Genomic DNA, 18,549 nt, shown 5'->3' with positions numbered 1-18,549 from the left:
TGTTATTTTTAGAATATTTAGACTAATAGTTGAATATTTCATTATAAACGTTATAATAAAGTAAGTGATACATACCGACCGGTTAGTAGATAACCTGAGGGGGAATAAAATGAGATTAGCAAACAAGACGGCAATCATTACTGGCGGTGCCAGCGGGATTGGCCGTGCCGCCGCACTGCGCTTTGCGGCTGAAGGAGCTCAGCTAGTAATCGCGGACGTCAATTATCAAGGTGGAAGAGAAACAGCACAGCTAATTGAACAGCAAGGAGGGAATGCCTTTTTTATCAAGACAAATGTAAGCGATTCCAAACAGGTGAAAGAACTTATTTCAACAACCATTGAAGCATATGGGAAGCTTGATATTCTCTTTAATAACGCAGGCATAGGGAATCCGGATGTTAAAAGTGTTGATCTTGAGGAAGAGGATTGGGACAGGGTCATTGATATAAACCTTAAAGGCGTTTTCCTAGGCATTAAGTATGCTGTTCCGGAGCTAAAAAAGGCTGGCGGCGGAGCGATTATTAACACCTCAAGTTTGCTTGGGATCAAGGGTCAAAAATATCTTGCAGCTTACAACGCATCCAAGGCTGGCGTCATCCTGCTGACCAAAAATGCCGCGTTGGAATACGGCAGAGATCGTATCCGTGTAAATGCAATTGCCCCGGGTGTTATCGACACGCAAATTATCGACGGGTGGAAAAATGATGAGCGGAAATGGCCAATTATTTCGAGGGCCAATGCCTTAGGACGAATCGGAACACCTGAGGAGGTCGCAAATGCAGTTCTGTTCTTAGCCTCCGATGAAGCTTCCTTTATTACTGGTGCCACTTTGTCAGTCGACGGCGGTGGACTGACATTTTAGCCATATACTATTAAGTTATATTTTGAATGGGGGAAATTAAATGAGCGAAAAAAAAGTCTGGCTTTCCAAGTATCCTGACTCCATTGCTTCCACTATCTCTATTCCTGAAAAATCTTTGCCGCAAATGCTTCGAGAATCAGCAGAGAAGTACCCTCATAATAATGCTTTATCCTTCTATGGCAGGAAAGTTACCTATGAACAGTTGTCCCACACTGTGACACATTTCGCCTCAGCACTTCAAAACAGAGGAGTCGAGGCCGGAGACAGGGTTGCCATCATGCTTCCTAACTGTCCTCAATATGTGATTTCTTATTTTGGTGTATTGACAGCAGGAGGTATAGTCACCCAGGTTAACCCAATGTCCGTTGAACGTGAACTTGAATATATCCTCAATGACTCAGGAGCGGAAACGATTGTCGTGTTTGATGCGCTCTATGCCAAGGTTAAGAGTGTTCAGGCTTCTACCAAACTAAGAAATATCATCGTTGTCAGTCTCCAGCCTTCTGAGCATGCTTTTGCACCAGATACAAAATTTGAAGTGTTTTTATCAGAAAGCAGCGGCCGGACATCTGTAGTGGATGTTGACCCCGCAGAGGATGTCGCTGTGCTGCAGTATACCGGCGGAACGACAGGAAGGTCCAAGGGAGCGATGCTGACCCATCAGAATTTGCTTGCCAATGTCCTGCAATCATATGAATTTTTTAAGAATGACATCAAACCTGGACTAGAGCGCTCGTTGACGGTGATTCCCCTGTTCCATGTGTTTGGGATGACAGCCTGTATGAATCTATCAATCTATACAGGGGCAGAGATTATTTTGTTGCCGCGCTTTGATCTGGAAGAGGTACTGAATACGATAAAAAATGAGCAGCCGACCATGTTTCCAGGTGTGCCAACGATGTACGTCGCGATCACGAACCACCCGAAAGCAGAGGAATATGGAATCGGCAGCATAGAAATTTGCAACAGCGGCAGTGCGCCTATGCCAGTCGAGCTGCTAAAAGAATTTGAGAGAAAAACTGGTTCAAAAATCCTTGAAGGCTATGGTCTTTCGGAAGCATCGCCAACTACACATTGCAATCCAAGTTTTGCGGAGCGAAAGCCTGGCAGTGTCGGCATCGGCATGCCATCAACAGAATACAAAGTTGTCGACCTGGCAACAGGAACAGAAGAAGTACCAGCTGGAGAACTGGGTGAAGTAATCATCAAAGGGCCGCAGGTTATGAAGGGCTACTGGAATATGCCAGAGGAGACAGCAAACACATTGAGGGATGGATGGCTCTTTACGGGAGATATCGCTAAGGTAGATGACGATGGATATCTCTTTATAGTCGACAGGAAAAAGGACATGATCATTGCGAGCGGCTATAATATTTATCCGCGTGATATCGAGGAAGTATTGTATGAACACCCAGCTGTCCAGGAGGCCGTGGTGATTGGCATCCCGGATGAATATAGAGGTGAGGCAGTCAAAGCAGTGATCGTGCTAAAAGCAGGCAAGGAAGCGGATGAAGCACAAATCAAGGAATTCTGCCGGCAAAATATGGCGGCATACAAGGTTCCAAACGTCGTCGAATTCCGTGAACAGCTGCCGAAGACGAGCGTGGGCAAAATTTTACGCAGGGCACTAAGAGAAGAAGTGAAAAGTATATAAATAATTTTTACTCAAAGGGACAGGGGGTAAATTATGGTATAATTTCTGTGCAGACTAGTAGGATTGCGAGGACAGCAAAGTGAAAGAAAAAATTACAGCACACAGCATAAAATTATTCGAGAAAAAAGGCTTCAGTGAGACATCCATCCAGGATATTGTTGACTCACTCGGGGTGACCAAAGGTTCGTTTTATTATTACTTTTCCAGCAAAGAAGAATTACTGATGGATATACACCTGAGATATATTGACGAGTTATTAGGACGTCAAGTAGAAATTCTCTCAGAACAGTCAACTAGCAAGCAAAAATTGTTCGATATCGTATATATGCTGATTAGCAGCATTAAATCACAGGGGGCATCGGCCAAAATCTTTTTCAGGGAGATGCGTCACTTAAGTGATGACAGGCTTGCCCAGATTGTCGCAAAGCGGGATCAATTCAGGATGAACGTTGAAAGACTGATTCGTGAAGGAATCGATAGCGGCGAATTCCGGAAGGATTTGAATCCTGTTATTGTTACCTTTGGGATCTTGGGTGCTGCCAACTGGAGTTACCAGTGGTTCAATCCTGAGGGAAAGATATCAGACCGGGAAGTGGCCGAGATTTTTGTCGAAATGATTCTAAAGGGAATTGAAGTCAATTGAAGAATAAATGTAGGGAGGGGCTTGAGAGAGCCAAGCCTCTTTCTATATCAATTACATACCAACCGGTTAGTACGAAGAATGATTATACAGTCGAGAGTAAAGGAGAGTTATAATGCAGGAAATTCAGGTTCAAGCTCGATTCGGCGAGACGGACGCGCTCGGACATATTAACAATACCAGTTATTTTGTTTATCTGGAGGAGGCAAGGATCCGTTTCTTCGAGTCTTTAGGCTACAGCATGGAATTGACTGACTGGAGGTTCATTTTAGCTTCCACTAAATGTGATTTCGTCAGCCAGGGTTATTTTGATCAGTTATTAATAGTAAAAACTTATGTATCAAGAATTGGCTCAAAAAGCTTCCAGCTTGAGCATGATATTATTTGCTCGCAAACGCAGCAGCTGATTGCTAAGGGAAACGCAATCATTGTGTATTATGATTTTACAAATCAAAAGAGTGAGTCCTTGCCAGAATTGCTTAAAGAAGGTCTGAAAAGCTATTTATTACACGCTTAAAAAACTGAATATTCCGTTTATATTTAGGAGGTGCCAAAATTGAGATTTGCAGATTCAGTGGTTCTTGTTACAGGAGCCGGGAGCGGAATTGGGAAAGCGGCGGCCGGCCGGTTTGCGAGTGAAGGAGCAAAAGTAATAATGGTCGGAAGGACGAAATCCAAACTGGAGAGTGCAGCGAAGGAGATTAATGAATACCATAAGCTTCCTAGAGCAGAAATCTTTTCTGCTGATGTGACAGATGAAGAAGATATTAGAGAGTTAGCAGATTACATTGAAGAGCAATATGGACAATTACATGTCCTTGTCAATAATGCCGGCGGTTCGGTCCACTCAAAAATCATGGACACCTCAGCAAGCGATTGGGACTTTGTACAAAATACGAATTTAAAAAGTGTATTCCTTGTCTCGAAAACGCTTGGAAAGCTCATGGCAAATAGTGCAGAGAAGGAAGGAGATCTGTCTCAAAACCGTTCAATCGTGAATGTAGCCAGTTTATCCGGACACCAGGCAGGGGCCCATATCCCCCATTATAGTGCTGCTAAAGCTGGTGTCATCAATTTTACAAAAGCAATGGCATTGGAATTGTCTCCTTACGGAATCAGGGTCAATTCAGTATCACCTGGTTTCGTGGAAACTCCCCTGACTGAGCAGGGAATGAAGAATGAACAATTTGTAAAAGCCATCAGGAGAAATACAGCTCTAGGGCGAGCAGGCAATCCTGATGAAATTGCGAATGTAATTGCTTTTGTCGCTTCACGTGAAGCTTCCTACATGACGGGTTCTGACATTCTCGTTGATGGCGGCTGGTTGATTAAGTAGTTTAGTATTCTATTAAAATCTTAGAAAGGGTGATATCTTTGACGAATGTTAAGACGAGTGACCATTTGATCTTCAATAAAAATGGGGCAGTGCTGTCCTTATCCTTAAACAGACCCGAAAGCTTGAATGCCTTTAGCCCGGAGATGATTCTAACTCTGACGGAGACATTGAGAGAGGCACAGAACGACAGTGAGGTAAAGGTAATTGTTTTATCAGGTGCCGGCCGATCGTTCAGTGCGGGCGGTGATGTGAAAACGATGGGCCAGGCAAATGCGGCAGGCGTCTATGATCACATCGGCAGGCTGAATGAGTGTATTCTTGCGATGAAAGCTGCAGAGAAGCCAATCATTGCGGCGGTTCATGGATTTGCTGCTGGTGCAGGTTTTAACCTAGCCTTAGCTTGTGACTTAATTATCGCAGCCGATGACAGTAAATTCGCGCTAAGCTTTTCGCAGGTTGGCCTCGTCTCTGACGGCGGGGGTTCCTATTTTGTCCCAAGACTAGTTGGCCCGCATCTGGCAAAACAATTCTTGTTTACTGCAGAACCCATACCGGCGGAGCGTTTATACCAGCTGGGAGTCATCAATTATCTTGTGCCTGTGGAAAAGTTACAGGAAGAAACTCTGAAGCTCGCCGGTCAGCTGGCAAAAGGCCCGACCAGAACGTATGGGATGATCAAGAAGCTGGTTGACCATTCTTTGACAGCAACCCTGGAAGAAATACTGGAGCAGGAACGAATCACACAGACAATGATGGTATCAACTGAAGACCATCAAGAAGGAATTGCAGCCTTCAAGGAAAAAAGAAAGCCAAACTTTACAGGCAACTAAGGAGGAAAACCATGAAAGCAATTCAACTGAAAGAATATGGAGGTCCTGAGGTTCTCCAAATGGTAGAACTAGAACGCCCAGTTCCTAAAGGTCATCAAGTATTAATTGAAATCCATGCGGTTGGAGTCAATTATGCAGACACAGCAAGAAGAGAAGGTCAATATGTGGTTCCAACAAAACTTCCGTTTATCCCTGGAGCAGAGATTGCGGGCATAGTAGTTGAAACAGGGGAATTCGCAACAAATGTTCAGGCAGGCGATCGCGTTGTTACTTTGATTGAATCTGGAGGTTACGCTGAGTTTGCCCTGGCTGACAGCCGCGGGCTGATACCTTTACAGGACAAGATGGAATTTGAGCAGGCGGTCGCACTCCCGCTTCAGGGTCTGAGTGCTTATCACATCCTGAAAACGATGGGGCGCCTTGAAGCAGGTGAAACCGTGCTGGTCCATGCTGCAGCAGGAGGAGTCGGTACACTGGCTGTCCAACTCGCCAAGCTATCAGGCGCAAGCAAAGTGATAGCAACTGCTAGCACAGATGATAAACTCGCATTGGCAGCTGATATGGGAGCTGATGTACTTATTAATTATACGGAACAAGGATGGGAGGAAAAGGTCCTGGAAGCGACTGGCGGTAAAGGGGTCGATGTCGCGCTGGAAATGGCAGGAGGCGAAATTTTCAATAAAACGTTGAAATGCCTTGCCACGTTTGGGCGGCTAGTAATCTATGGAGTTGCCAGCGGAGAGCAGAGCCGCTTTTATCCATCATCCTTAATGGCCAGGAACCAGTCTGTCATCGGTTTTTTTCTGCCACAAATCTTGAGAAAGCCGGCGCTGATTCAAACTAGTATGGCTGAGATGCTTGGTTATTTATCGAAAGGACAAATGAAACTGACCATTGGAGGCGTATTCTCGCTAGAGCAGGCAGCAGAAGTCCATCGCCTTTTGCAGTCACGGCAGACGAAGGGAAAGCTGATTCTTAAACCATAAAAGGGGTGTTCTGTATGGCAACAATCAATACGGTAACTGGTCCTATTAAAGCGGAGCAATTGGGAAAGACGCTGATTCATGAGCACTTTATCTTTGGATATCCTGGTTTCCAGGGCGATGTTACTTTGGGTGCTTTTAATGTGGAATCGGCTCTGGAAGAGGCAATCAACATTGCCAGGTACATGCAGAGCTTTGGTGTGAAGACAGTCGTGGATCCTACGCCAAATGAGTGTGGAAGAAACCCTGCATTTTTAAAGAAAGTGTCTGAAGCGACTGGTCTCCAAATTATTTGTGCTACCGGTTATTATTACGAGGGCGAAGGGGCAACCCCATATTTTAAGTTCAGGCAGGCTTTGGGCACAGCAGAAGAGGAAATCTATCAAATGTTCAAGAAAGAGCTCACTGAAGGGATCGCAGGTTCTGGAATAAAGCCTGGGGTGATTAAGCTCGCTTCAAGCAAGGATGAAATCACAGAGTATGAAAAGATGTTTTTCCGTGCGGGCGCACGCGTACAACAGGAAACGGGTGCAGTAATCCTCACCCACACCCAGGAAGGAACGATGGGTCCGGAACAAGTAAGTTTACTGATTGAACATGGAGCAGATCCTGGAAAAATCATCATCGGCCATATGTGCGGGAATACCGATCCTGAATATCATAAGCAAGTTCTGAACCAGGGCGTCCGGATCGGCTTGGACCGGTTCGGCATCCAGGGGATGGTTGGAGCTCCTTTCGACCATGAACGGGTACAGACTCTTCTTACTTTACTGAATGAAGGGTACGAAGATCAAATACTACTGGCACATGACACGGTGAATATCTGGCTGGGACGACCGCCTGTTATGCCAGATCAGGCAGCCAAAATCATGGAGAACTGGCAGCCGGGCCATATTTTCACCAACATCCTTCCGCAGCTAAGGGAAAACGGAGTGTCTGAAACACAAATTGATAAAATGCTCGGCGGGAATGCAGTGGGCCTTTTCAATGGCACTCCTGCAAAGGTAGTATCGTAGAAATAATTATTTTGGAGCTGAAGCACGTTCAGCTCCTGATTCTAGTAGAAAGGGGCGATGATCTATGCAAAAAATAATACCTCTTACACTCGATTCGCCTTTTTCTGAAGGGATCGTGGTCGTATATGCCGTTCTAGGTGAAACAGCCACACTTATAGATACCGGAAATCCAGGTGAGAAGTCCTTTTACCAGCTTAAATCTCTTCTACATGAAAATAAGCTCAGTTTTAGAGATTTTGATCATATCATTGTGACCCATATGCATACGGACCATTGTGGTGGAGTCAGCCTGATCCAACAAGAAGCCAGCCTTCCAGTGTATGTACATGAGCTTGCCAAGCCAGTAGTTACCGGAGGAGAAACAGAGTTTAATAGGATTGACCATTTTTTCAAAGATTTTTTAAAGCAATGTGGTGCTGACCCTTCCGCTCATCAGCATGCGAGAAAATACAAGGAAGAAATATGGCAAGATGTCCATTATGTCAGCGAAGGTGATGATGTATACATAGGAGGAAGACCCTACAGTGTATTGCATGTTCCAGGGCATAGCCAGACGGATATCCTTCTGATCGATGAGGAGCAGGAAATAACATTTGTCGGTGACCATATCATTCCCGAGCTGGCCGTCAACGCCTTTATAGAGCCTCCAGTACCAGGAAAGAATCATCGTCCGGCTCCCTTGATCCAATACAGGGAATCCCTGTTCCGCTCAAGAGACAGACAGCTTGGAAAATGTTATTCAGGACACGGTAAACCATTCACACAGTACATTGAGCTCATTGATAAAAGATTAGCTCAGCAGGATGCTCGCTGCCAGCAAATACGGCAGGTTCTAAAAGAACGTGATAAAAATGTTTACGAGATTTGCCAGGAGGTCTACCCGCACTTGAAGGGTGGAATCGTTTTCCTTGGGCTCTCACAAATACAGGGCCATCTTGATTTGATGGAGGCCCGAAATGAGGTGATGAAAGAGGAACGGAACTCAATCACATATTACAAGCTGATCTGATAGTTGCCAAAGCTTCTTAAACTTTTAACAGGAGAGGATTACATGAAGCTAAAAGAGCTGCTTGAAAATAATATCAGTAAATACGGGGAATACCCATTTATCTATTATAACGGTCAGCAGTATACAAATATAGAAACCAGGAATTACGCTGACCAGATCGCGAATGGTCTCCATAAGCTTGGAATCGGAAAAGGAGACAGAGTGATCGTTTGTATGCCAAATAACCCTGAAGTGATCTTCTCCTATCAAGGCATTACCAGGAGCGGTGCTGTCATTGTTCCAATCATGTTCACCCTGCATCCAAAAGAAATCCAATACATTATCAAAAACTGTGAAGCCAAAGTTGTCATTTCCTCATCCTATACAGCAGATAATATGAAAAAAGCGATTGAAGGCCTTGAAGTCAAACCAATGCTGGTCGTTACAGATCTTCCTGGCAGTGAAGACGTATTGAACCTTTATGATCTCATGTCTACGGAGTCAGCTGTCACTGAGGTTGATTCTGATGAAAACGAAACCGCAGTGATTTTATACACCTCAGGAACGACTGGAAATCCGAAAGGCGTTCTATTGACCCACAAAAACCTCTACACCAATGCTGCTAACTCCGCTGCCCATAATGAAACCGAGCGAGGCGTTACAATTGGCGTCCTGCCGTTAGCCCATGTATACGGGCTTACCATATCGAATACATGCTATATAACGGGAAGTTCAGTTGTTGTTTTCTCCAGGTTTGATCCAGAAGAAATTTTCAAAGCCATCGAGACATACAAGGTCAAAGCTTTCTCAGCAGTGCCTGCGATGATTCACGCAATGGTAGGCAGCCCTCATGCAGACAATTATGAAACATCCTCTCTAGAGTGGATTGGCTCCGGATCGGCACCATTGCCAATTGCGTTACTTAACGGATTCCGCCAAAAGTTCGGCGCAGAAGTTTTTGAGGGTTATGGCTTATCAGAAGCAGCTCCAATCGTGACAGCACATAATAAAAAAATTGAAATAAAACCAGGTTCAGTCGGAATACCGCTTCCAGGAGTCAACATAAAAATTGTTGATCATCAGGGCAGGGAAGTCCCCACTGGAGAAGTTGGGGAACTGATCGTTTCTGGTGATAATGTCACTCCTGGCTATTACCAGAACAGAGAAGAAACAAAAAAGGTCATCAAGGATGGCTGGCTTTACACCGGTGATATGGCCAGAGTTGACAACGAAGGCTATCTCTACATCGTCGACAGGAAAAAGGATTTGGTCATTAGAGGCGGTTTTAATGTATATCCCCGTGATATCGAAGAGCTGCTGAACGCCCATGAGTCTGTCTCAGAAGCCGCTGTTGTTGGGGTACCTGATGAAGCAATGGGTGAGGAAATCGTTGCATGTATCGTTAAAAAAGATGGCGCGTCACCAACAGAAGAGGAACTGATCCATTACTGCCAGGATAATCTGGCCAAAAGCAAAACACCGAAGCGAGTTGTTTTTATGGAAACTTTGCCGCGGAACGGAGTCGGCAAGATCCTGAAGACCCGTCTAAGAGAAACAGCTGCTGCTATCATCAAAAATTAAGCCATTTTTTCGAGGAGGAGTGCAAGTGGAGCAAAGAACAATATTAACAACCAGCAAGCGAGGATTGCAGACAGACTCATTCCCATTCCGTCTCTATCAAAAAGCGAAGAAATTCGGCATCTGGAACCCTGCTGATATTGATTTTAGCCAGGACCAACAAGATTGGAAGCAGTTGGACGCCGAACAGCAAAATGATATTCTGCGACTGATTTCACAGTTCCAGGCTGGTGAAGAAGCTGTTACGCTCGATTTGCTGCCGCTGATCATGGCCATCGCCAAGGAAGGCAGGCTCGAGGAGGAGATGTTTTTAACCACCTTCTTATTTGAAGAAGCGAAGCATACCGAGTTCTTCCGGCTAGTCTTGAATGCGCTGGGTGAAACAGGTGATCTATCAAGACACCATACAGAAACGTATAAAACGATTTTCTACGAAATCCTTCCAACAACAATGGACCGTCTGCTCTCAGATCAATCGCCTGAAGCTATCGCTGAAGCCGCAACTGTTTACAATATGTTCGTTGAGGGAGTCCTAGCTGAAACTGGCTATTATTCATTCTATCAAAATCTTGAAACACTCGGCCTGATGCCAGGACTCCTCAAGGGGATCGGCAATTTGAAAAGAGATGAATCAAGGCATATCGGCTATGGAACATTCCTGCTGCAAAGACTAATTTGTGAGCATCCACATTTGTACGAGTTTGTTGAAGGAAAAATGCAGGAACTTACTCCGCTCGCCATCCGCCTGAACCAGGAAGGCTTCAAAGGCAAGGATGTAAGTACTTTCGGAAACCAGATTGAAGATACAATGAATTTTACCATGAAACAGCTTTCTGTCCGAATGGACATCCTTTCTCGTGCAAGGGGCAAGCGAATAGAAGAGATTTACAGAGTCACAGAAACTGAGATGGGAGTTTTATAAGTTCAGCCAATTCGATTTGGTCGAAATAATTGCAAATGTGGTCGAATAAATCGAAAATGTGGTCGAATAATTCACAAATGTGGTCGGAAAAGTCGAAAAAGTGGTCGAAATAATGAATTCAGGCCGAATTGCAAGGTAGATATAACTATGATTTGAAGAATGGAGTCTAAGAAAAGTAGAACTCTTTGTAAACTACCATTAATAAGGGATATAAACAACAATTTTTTAGAAGTGAGGGAGGAAGCAAAATGACTGTAAATGTAGATGTAAAAACGTTCCCATTATTCATCAATGGAAAATGGGAGGCAGCGAGCAGCCAGGAAACGTTTGATGTCTTTAACCCAGCAACTGGTGAGCTCGTGGCACGGGTGGCAAAAGGAAATGAAGCCGATGTTGACAAGGCCGTTGATGCAGCACGTAAGGCATTTGATGAAACTGACTGGAAGGATATGAAGCCAAAGGACAGATCGAAGGTGCTTTACGCCATTTCCTATCAGATTGCTGCCCATGCTGAAGAGCTCGCTTATCTTGAAGCGGTCAGTTCCGGCGGTACGGTGAGGAGAATAGGCGGAAACGATATTCTGCAAATGGTCGATTTGTTCCAGACTTTGGCCAAGTTCGTTGAAGAATATGAGTTCTCTGAAACGCTGCCAAGTCCGCCATTCCCGGGGCCGGCTCATAATTTTATCTGGCGCGAACCAATCGGAGTTTGCGCAGCGATTACTCCATGGAACCTGCCGATGGTGATTGCGACATGGAAAATCGCGCCTGCACTGGCGATGGGAAATACGATTGTGGTGAAACCGGCGAGCTACACCCCATTATCGACATTGAAGCTGGCTGAAATCATTTCACAAGTCGTACCGCCCGGAGTCATTAATGTCGTGACTGGACCGGGTGCTGAAGTTGGGGAAAAGCTGGCAAGCCACCCACAAGTTGATAAGGTTGCTTTTACAGGTTCGACTGAAGTGGGCCGAAAGGTGATGCAGCTAGCTGCTGGGACAGTAAAGAACACGACGCTGGAGCTGGGCGGCAAATCACCTAACATCATCCTCGAAGATGCTGATTTAAGTATTGCCTTGCCAGGAAGCTTGTTCGGGGTATTCCTGCACTCAGGGCAGCTTTGTGAATCAGGTACGAGACTTTTTGTTCCGGATCATTTGCACGATGTGATTGTTGAAAATTTAGTGAAGCTGGCTGGGAAGATTAAACTTGGCAATCCACTTGATCCTGCTACGGATGCTGGTCCTGTCATTTCAAAAAAGCAAAAAGAGACGATTTTATCATATATCGAAGCGGGAAAAGCAGAAGGAGCCACCCTTGTTTGCGGTGGAAAGGAAGTTAAGGTTGCTGGCTGTGAAGATGGCCATTTTGTTGAACCAACGATTTTCACAAATGTAACCAATGACATGAAAATTGCTCGTGAAGAAATCTTCGGTCCTGTCTTGTCTGTGATTCGTTATACAGATGTTGACGAAGCCATCAAAATGGCGAATGACTCAATCTACGGTCTAGCTGCCGGTGTATGGACCAGGGATGTGAATAAAGCGTACGAAGTAGCCCGCAAGCTGCAAGCCGGGGTTGTCTGGATTAATGACTGGCATATGCTGCGAAATGATGCGCCATTTGGAGGATACAAGCAGAGCGGAATCGGCCGCGAGATGGGCAAGCATTCACTCGATGCTTACACTCAAGTCAAGCATGTGCACACTTCGATGGTACCGGAAGCCCATAAGCGAATTTGGTATGGACTGCTTTTATCCGATACAGCTGAATAATGGATTTTAAAAAAAGCAGTTTTCGTAAAGTTTGTTGTTAAAATCCTAAAGCCGATTTTAACGTAATATTAGTTCATTTGGCATTTCGGAATTAAGTTTGTATGCTCTTTTCTCACAAAAGAATCAACTATACGAAGTAAAATGGTCATAAAAATTCTATTTTGTAGTCAAATAGCAACAAAGTTTGAGAAAAGAGCCTAAAAAAACTATATGAGGTGAAAAGGATGCAAACGACAACATTATTACAGTTCTCCCTTCGTTCGGCAATCTACAGTGGATCAAATTCTCGTGCCATGGTACCTGATTTGTTCAATGGCTTAGGCTCTAAAAGAGTTGTTCTTTTTAGCGACAGGGGTCTGGAAAAAGCCGGCGTAGTAGATAAGGTCGCCCAGATTTTTGAGTTGACCAGCAAGGGTACTGGCCCTGAACTAGCCGGGATTTATGTCGACATTGCCCAGGATGCCGAAAGCCGGTCGGTCAATGAAGCTCTCCGGTATGCAAGGGAAGTGGGGGCTGACGGGCTGCTTGCTGTCGGAGGCGGCAGCGTGCTTGACACGGTCAAGGGAGTGAAGTATGCGTTGCATAAAGGGTTAACCGACATCAAGGAAGCGATCCCTGGCGGCTTTTTATTCGAGCAATTTCCTAAGGCAACCCATATCCCGATCCCGCACATTGCCATTCCGACAACTGCAGGAACAGGATCCGAGGTGTCGCCGATTGCGGTCATCTACAATGAGGATATCCAGATGAAAGGCAATATCATCAATCCTTTCCTCAGTGCGGACATAGCGGTGCTTGACCCCGATTTGACAGTGGGACTGCCGCCGGCGATCACAGCTTTTACCGGCTTTGATGCACTAACCCATGCAATCGAGGCGTTTGCTTCACCAAGTGCAACTGCACTGACGGATGCCCATGCTTTGCATGCAATCAGGCTGATTGAAAAAAATCTTCCGCTTGCAGTCGCAGATGGTTCCAATCTTAACGCAAGAATGGAAATGCTGCAGGCGAGCCTAATGGGAATCACTGCTTTCAGTTTTGCTTTGAACGCGATTCCAGTCCATAACTTCGCCCATGCATATGGCGCTTTGTTCCGAATTCCACACGGACTGGCAAATGCCGTTTTCTTGCCTGTGGTAATGGAATATGTACCGAGTTTGTATCTTCCGAAGGTAAAAGAGCTAGCCTCGGCATTGCGAGTTGACTTTAATGCTGATGAAGAGAATGAAGAGGTACTGGCAAAAGTCGTTGAAAAAATAAGATTGCTTCAGCATAAGACTGGATTACCATCGGACTTTACAGAATACAATTTAACCGAAGAAGACCTGGAGCGAGTTGCTGGTGCCGTTGCCAAGGACCCTGCAGCCGTATCCTTCCCGATGCCAAAAGAACTGATTCAGGCTGTTGGCCAGCAGGTCGTGCCGATTGGCGTGAAATAAATTGGATTTAAGAGGGGGAATCCGTCCATGATTCACCCTCTTTTTACAGTTCCAACATCTCGAGTTTATAAAGGAGTGGTCACAGATGATGAATTTTGATTTTACCGAAGAACAAGAGCTTTTGAGAAAAACGGTCAGGAGCTTTGTAGACAAGGAAATCATGCCATATATAAAAGAGTGGGATGAGAAACAGCATTTTGAAACCAGCATTTTAACAAGGCTTGCTAACCTGGGACTCATGGGTGTCTGTATACCGGAACAATATGGCGGCAGCGGGATGGACTACAATTCCCTGGCGATTGTCTGCGAGGAACTTGAGCGCGGCGACACGGCCTTCAGGACAGCGGTATCGGTGCACACCGGTCTGAACAGCATGACCTTGCTGCAGTGGGGAGATGAGCATCAAAAGCAAAAATATTTGGTTCCTCAGTCAAAAGGGCAGAAGGTTGGAGCATTCGGGCTTACCGAACCAAATGCGGGTTCTGATGTTGCCGCGATGCAGACAACGGCGCGTGATGCAGGAGACCACTATGTGCTCAATGGATCAAAAACATGGATCTCATTATGTGATGTAGCGGACCACTTCCTTGTATTTGCTTATACGGATAAAAGTAAAAAACACCATGGCATCTCTGCCTTTATTGTGGAAAGAACCTGGGAAGGCTTCTCCTCTAAAGCGATAAAAGGAAAGCTGGGTATTAGGGCCGGAAATACCGGTGAAATTTTCTTTGATAACGTAAAGGTCCCTAAAGAAAATTTGTTGGGGGAAGAGGGAGATGGGTTTAAAATTGCGATGTCTGCACTGGATAATGGACGCTTCACAGTAGCTGCCGGTGCATGTGGAACAATCATGGCAAGCCTAGAGTCTAGTGTAAAATACTGCCATGAACGAAGCACCTTTGGCAAGGAGATTGGCAGACACCAGCTTGTCCAGCAGATGATCGCCAAGATGGAAGCAGGGTTGGTACAATCACGTTTGCTCGTTTACCGTGCTGGCTGTCTTAAAAACCAGGGTAAGAGGAATACCCGGGAAACCTCCCTGGCAAAGTGGCAGGCATGCGACTATGCTTATGAAGCAGCAAACGATGCCGTCCAAATCCACGGTGCATATGGTTTCTCCAACGAATATCCGGTAGAACGATATTTAAGGAACGCTAAAGCACCTGTCATTTATGAAGGAACTCGAGAAATTCATACAGTCATGCAGGGGGAGTATGTTTTAGGATATCGAGTCGATAAGCCATTGTCCAATATGCTTCCAGCCTGGCCGTTTGAGTCTGTTACCGAAGAGGCCGTGAAGTAAAAAAACGGGAGTGATTGTGTAAATACTTTTGCTTTGCCCGTAAATCGCTGCCGAAGTCATTTTGGGTATAAACAGCAATGAACCGTATTATTCTTTTGATTTATCTTTACTTGAACTTCTTGAATTAGGGTGCACACATGTAAAAAAGGTGACCACTTCATTTGAAGCTGTCACCTTTTTACTCTTATAAGATCATTTCAGATTGAACGTAGTGATATAACAGCTTCGCTGTGTTTTCAATTGAAGCTTTATGCGTTCTTTCAAAGGCATGAGATGAGTCGATTCCTGGTCCGATCAGTCCATGGATGATATCATTTCCTGAACGGATAGCAGCAGATGCGTCTGATCCGTAGAATGGATAAATATCAAGCTTATAGCCGATTTCATTGTCAATTGCCAGCTGAGTCAGCCTTTTCCTTAGTTCGTAATGATATGGGCCGCTCGAGTCCTTAACGCAGATGGAAACTGTATACTCATCCGTTGACTGGCCATCACCCATTGCGCCCATATCGACCGCCAGATACTCAACGGTTTCAGGTGTGATGTTCGAGTTCCCGCCATAGCCGATTTCCTCGTTATTGGAAATCAAAAAGTGTGTCGTATATGGCAGTTCGATGTTTTCTGACTTAACTTGTTTGATCAACTGAAGCAGAATCGCGACGCTTGCCTTATCGTCAAGGTGACGTGATTTAATGTATCCTGAAGGCGTTGTTTGAACACGTGGATCGAATGAAATAAAATCTCCTACTTCAATTCCAAGTGCCCTCACATCTTCCACGCTATGTACTTTTTCGTCAAGACGCACTTCCATGTTGTCCTGGTTGCGTTCTGCTTTCCCGGCATCCTTATAAACATGGACGGAGGTTTGATGCATTAGTATTGTTCCAGTGAACTTTTTGCCGCTTGAAGTTTCAATCTCACAATACTCGCCTTCTATGGAGTTATATTTGAAACCGCCAATCAAATCAAGCTTTACACGCCCGCTTGGTTTGATTTCTTTTACGATCGCTCCAAGAGTATCAACGTGGGCTGTCAGCATTCTGTGGTTTTGCTGGTCCTTGCCAGGAAGAGTTGCAATCAATCCGCCTTTGCGGTTCCGTTTCGTTTCAACCTGTAATTCTTTTAAATAATTTTCTACATATGTAATAACTTCATTCGTATTTCCCGAAGGACTTGGGATGCTGACCAATTCCTTCAATAAGCTTACAGTTTCATTTGTGTTCGGGTATGCCATTATAAAACTCCTCTCTTAAATAAATCTTCAACTATGACTGTGTCCAAGTTGATTATTACTTTTCCAACATGTTTAGTAATCGCTCTAATAAATATGTCGGGGCTCTTTTCGAGGAGACTTTTGAATAAGGATTGTATTTATACTCTTAAAAACCCAGGTGCCGGTTTTTACTTTCGGTTGAGAAAGCAACAAAGTTGCGAAAAGAGCCTTACATAATTCATATTATAAACTTTTTTCCTGCATCAAAGTAAGCCTTAATCCAAAATACTGTAATCACCAATCCAGTCTATTCATATTTTGATTATGGATGCAGTTTTGGGGAGGGATTATAATGAATGGGTATTGGTTCAGATATTCATTGGTGGAATGGTGCAGGCAAATGGAAGCAAAATTGGCTTCTGTAAAAGGGCAACATAGAGACTCAACAGAAGAAACCGCATTAAAGCAGTGGGAAGAAAAACTTTTAACATTGAAAGCTCGAGCTGAGACTTCCATGGATGAGGAAGAGCTATATGCTCAAGCAAGAAACTTATATGACGAGCTCGCGGAGTCTGTAAGTGATTTTGAAACAGAAAATGAGCGCCAGCAAGGCCAAAGGCTGCAGCCAGTCCCAATCGGAGATCATAAACTGCCACCTTTGCCATATGCGTACAATGCACTTGAGCCTGTCATCGCTGAAGAAATCATGAGGCTGCATCATTCCAAGCACCACCAAAGCTATGTAAATGGATTGAACAAGGCTGAAAAAGAGATGCAGAAGGCACGGCAGACTGGGGATTTCGGGTTGATTAAACATTGGGAGAGAGAAGCTGCTTTCAATGGTGCTGGCCATTATCTGCACACGATTTTCTGGAACATCATGAAACCAAATGGCGGCGGCTCGCCAAAAGGGCAGCTTGCAAAAGCAATCAACGATTCATTCGGCAGCTTCGATCAATTTAAAAAGCATTTCTCGGAAGCAGCAAAAAATGTTGAGGCAGTTGGCTGGGCAATCCTTGTTTGGTCTCCACGTTCCCACAGACTGGAAATCCTCCAGGCAGAAAAACATCAGAATTTATCTCAATGGGATGTTGTCCCGTTACTCGTATTGGATGTTTGGGAACACGCCTATTATCTGCAGTATAAAAACGAACGGGCAAAATATGTTGATAATTGGTGGAATGTCGTTAACTGGAAAGAAGTCGAGCAGCGATACAATAAAGCCAGAACACTGGCATGGCAGCCTTTTTGAGGAGTGACTTATTGTCACCCTTTTTTTGTATAGGCTCTTTTCTCAAACTTTGTTGTTAGTGACTACAAAATAGGATTGAAAGACCTATGTTTCTTCACAAAATTAAAGCATATTATGAGAAAAGAGCTTGCACACTTAATACCGACCTGCAAAATGACTTTATATCACGTTAAAATCGGCTTTTGGATTTTAACAACAGAATTTACGAAAACAGTATTTGTATAAAAGCCTCCTTATAGCAAAGACTAAACATATGTTCGGGAGGTGTTTTTTTGGAAAGCAAAGACTTTAAACAGATCTACAATGAATACAAAGAACAAAGCCAGGGACAGGCAGGACTGGAAGCCAACTCAAGCTCACAACCGGGTAAAGAGGAAATCGTTGCCGTCAAGAAAAATGATGATGGCGATCTGATCGCATTTAAAACAGAAAGTGGCAGGGAGCTCGATTATATTTCTGCACTTTCTGAGGCTAAAGCGGGGAAGCTGGCACATGTGGATGTATTCCATAAATATGGCCGTGATATCCTCAGAAGCGAACCTGATGGAATCAAAGAAAACAATCTTGATAATTTACCACATTTCTAGCAGGGAGGAATCCCTGCTTTTTTTTATTTTATAGATATTTTATAAATATTTTATAAAAAGATTTAGTCATTGAATACATATGTAGTTTTCTTAATCCAGCTACAGCGCCTAGCCCCTCGAGACGCTTGTCTAGTGACGCCTCCTAGAAACTCCGAAACTTCAACTCCG

17 protein-coding genes are annotated in these 18,549 nt (G+C 44.5%); 16 read left to right on the top strand and 1 reads right to left on the bottom strand.

Annotated features, from left to right (window positions below; genetic code table 11):
• Nucleotides 1-109: 109 nt before the first annotated feature.
• From J7E32_RS03100 to J7E32_RS03035, 14 genes are all read left to right on the top strand, one after another.
• On the top strand, nucleotides 110-862 hold the full coding sequence (locus J7E32_RS03100) for an SDR family NAD(P)-dependent oxidoreductase (protein WP_214903399.1): 753 nt from the start codon (nucleotides 110-112) through the stop codon (nucleotides 860-862).
• A 40-nt stretch (nucleotides 863-902) separates the two neighbouring features.
• Nucleotides 903-2,516: a long-chain-fatty-acid--CoA ligase gene (locus J7E32_RS03095; protein WP_214903397.1), complete on the top strand. Its 1,614-nt coding sequence runs from the start codon at nucleotides 903-905 to the stop codon at nucleotides 2,514-2,516.
• A 79-nt stretch (nucleotides 2,517-2,595) separates the two neighbouring features.
• Nucleotides 2,596-3,159 carry a TetR-type transcription factor C-terminal domain-containing protein gene (locus tag J7E32_RS03090; protein WP_214903394.1) on the top strand — a complete coding sequence of 188 codons (564 nt, stop codon included), beginning with the start codon at nucleotides 2,596-2,598 and terminating at the stop codon, nucleotides 3,157-3,159.
• A gap of 112 nt (nucleotides 3,160-3,271) precedes the next feature.
• Nucleotides 3,272-3,673 (top strand): acyl-CoA thioesterase, encoded by a 402-nt coding sequence (locus J7E32_RS03085; protein ID WP_214903391.1) that lies wholly within the window; start codon nucleotides 3,272-3,274, stop codon nucleotides 3,671-3,673.
• A gap of 39 nt (nucleotides 3,674-3,712) precedes the next feature.
• A complete protein-coding gene (locus tag J7E32_RS03080; protein ID WP_214903389.1) occupies nucleotides 3,713-4,492 on the top strand; it encodes an SDR family NAD(P)-dependent oxidoreductase in 780 nt (259 codons plus the stop codon).
• A gap of 38 nt (nucleotides 4,493-4,530) precedes the next feature.
• A complete protein-coding gene (locus J7E32_RS03075) occupies nucleotides 4,531-5,322 on the top strand; it encodes an enoyl-CoA hydratase/isomerase family protein (protein WP_214903387.1) in 792 nt (263 codons plus the stop codon).
• Between the two features lie 11 nt (nucleotides 5,323-5,333).
• Nucleotides 5,334-6,308, top strand: coding sequence for a quinone oxidoreductase family protein (locus J7E32_RS03070; protein ID WP_214903386.1), 975 nt, complete (start codon nucleotides 5,334-5,336; stop codon nucleotides 6,306-6,308).
• Between the two features lie 14 nt (nucleotides 6,309-6,322).
• Nucleotides 6,323-7,321: a phosphotriesterase family protein gene (locus J7E32_RS03065; RefSeq protein WP_214903384.1), complete on the top strand. Its 999-nt coding sequence runs from the start codon at nucleotides 6,323-6,325 to the stop codon at nucleotides 7,319-7,321.
• A gap of 64 nt (nucleotides 7,322-7,385) precedes the next feature.
• Nucleotides 7,386-8,330 (top strand): MBL fold metallo-hydrolase, encoded by a 945-nt coding sequence (locus tag J7E32_RS03060; protein ID WP_214903382.1) that lies wholly within the window; start codon nucleotides 7,386-7,388, stop codon nucleotides 8,328-8,330.
• A gap of 42 nt (nucleotides 8,331-8,372) precedes the next feature.
• A complete protein-coding gene (locus J7E32_RS03055; protein ID WP_214903380.1) occupies nucleotides 8,373-9,890 on the top strand; it encodes a class I adenylate-forming enzyme family protein in 1,518 nt (505 codons plus the stop codon).
• Nucleotides 9,891-9,915: 25 nt separating this feature from the next.
• The gene (locus tag J7E32_RS03050; protein WP_214903379.1) at nucleotides 9,916-10,809 is read left to right on the top strand and encodes a R2-like ligand-binding oxidase; all 894 of its coding nucleotides are present in this window, start codon (nucleotides 9,916-9,918) and stop codon (nucleotides 10,807-10,809) included.
• Nucleotides 10,810-11,057: 248 nt separating this feature from the next.
• Nucleotides 11,058-12,587 (top strand): aldehyde dehydrogenase family protein, encoded by a 1,530-nt coding sequence (locus J7E32_RS03045; RefSeq protein WP_214903376.1) that lies wholly within the window; start codon nucleotides 11,058-11,060, stop codon nucleotides 12,585-12,587.
• A gap of 224 nt (nucleotides 12,588-12,811) precedes the next feature.
• Nucleotides 12,812-14,026 (top strand): iron-containing alcohol dehydrogenase, encoded by a 1,215-nt coding sequence (locus J7E32_RS03040; protein ID WP_214903373.1) that lies wholly within the window; start codon nucleotides 12,812-12,814, stop codon nucleotides 14,024-14,026.
• A gap of 88 nt (nucleotides 14,027-14,114) precedes the next feature.
• Nucleotides 14,115-15,329: an acyl-CoA dehydrogenase family protein gene (locus tag J7E32_RS03035; protein WP_214903785.1), complete on the top strand. Its 1,215-nt coding sequence runs from the start codon at nucleotides 14,115-14,117 to the stop codon at nucleotides 15,327-15,329.
• A 184-nt stretch (nucleotides 15,330-15,513) separates the two neighbouring features.
• Here J7E32_RS03035 and J7E32_RS03030 read toward each other — a convergent pair whose 3' ends face one another.
• Entirely contained in the window at nucleotides 15,514-16,563 is a 1,050-nt protein-coding gene (locus tag J7E32_RS03030) for a M42 family metallopeptidase (RefSeq protein ID WP_214903370.1), read from the bottom strand.
• Between the two features lie 331 nt (nucleotides 16,564-16,894).
• On the opposite strand from J7E32_RS03030, the gene J7E32_RS03025 reads away from it, so the two are divergent.
• Complete coding sequence (locus J7E32_RS03025) at nucleotides 16,895-17,794, top strand: superoxide dismutase (protein WP_286182630.1); 900 nt, start codon at nucleotides 16,895-16,897, stop codon at nucleotides 17,792-17,794.
• A gap of 338 nt (nucleotides 17,795-18,132) precedes the next feature.
• The gene (locus J7E32_RS03020; RefSeq protein ID WP_483297595.1) at nucleotides 18,133-18,381 is read left to right on the top strand and encodes a DUF3892 domain-containing protein; all 249 of its coding nucleotides are present in this window, start codon (nucleotides 18,133-18,135) and stop codon (nucleotides 18,379-18,381) included.
• Nucleotides 18,382-18,549 lie beyond the last annotated feature (168 nt).

This window comes from Bacillus sp. ISL-55, assembly GCF_018613155.1.
GTDB lineage: Bacteria > Bacillota > Bacilli > Bacillales > Cytobacillaceae > Mesobacillus.
The sequence above is the reverse complement of the archived record's forward strand: the minus strand, read 5'-3'. Positions and strand labels throughout refer to the sequence as shown.

What these genes read in the sequence shown, in the direction of transcription:
- J7E32_RS03030 (WP_214903370.1), bottom strand. Translation starts at nt 16,563, where the DNA reads ATGGCATACCCGAACACAAATGAAACTGTAAGCTTATTGAAGGAATTG.
- J7E32_RS03100 (WP_214903399.1), top strand. Translation starts at nt 110, where the DNA reads ATGAGATTAGCAAACAAGACGGCAATCATTACTGGCGGTGCCAGCGGG.
- J7E32_RS03025 (WP_286182630.1), top strand. Translation starts at nt 16,895, where the DNA reads ATGAATGGGTATTGGTTCAGATATTCATTGGTGGAATGGTGCAGGCAA.
- J7E32_RS03060 (WP_214903382.1), top strand. Translation starts at nt 7,386, where the DNA reads ATGCAAAAAATAATACCTCTTACACTCGATTCGCCTTTTTCTGAAGGG.
- J7E32_RS03040 (WP_214903373.1), top strand. Translation starts at nt 12,812, where the DNA reads ATGCAAACGACAACATTATTACAGTTCTCCCTTCGTTCGGCAATCTAC.
- J7E32_RS03085 (WP_214903391.1), top strand. Translation starts at nt 3,272, where the DNA reads ATGCAGGAAATTCAGGTTCAAGCTCGATTCGGCGAGACGGACGCGCTC.
- J7E32_RS03065 (WP_214903384.1), top strand. Translation starts at nt 6,323, where the DNA reads ATGGCAACAATCAATACGGTAACTGGTCCTATTAAAGCGGAGCAATTG.
- J7E32_RS03055 (WP_214903380.1), top strand. Translation starts at nt 8,373, where the DNA reads ATGAAGCTAAAAGAGCTGCTTGAAAATAATATCAGTAAATACGGGGAA.
- J7E32_RS03070 (WP_214903386.1), top strand. Translation starts at nt 5,334, where the DNA reads ATGAAAGCAATTCAACTGAAAGAATATGGAGGTCCTGAGGTTCTCCAA.
- J7E32_RS03035 (WP_214903785.1), top strand. Translation starts at nt 14,115, where the DNA reads ATGAATTTTGATTTTACCGAAGAACAAGAGCTTTTGAGAAAAACGGTC.
- J7E32_RS03095 (WP_214903397.1), top strand. Translation starts at nt 903, where the DNA reads ATGAGCGAAAAAAAAGTCTGGCTTTCCAAGTATCCTGACTCCATTGCT.
- J7E32_RS03045 (WP_214903376.1), top strand. Translation starts at nt 11,058, where the DNA reads ATGACTGTAAATGTAGATGTAAAAACGTTCCCATTATTCATCAATGGA.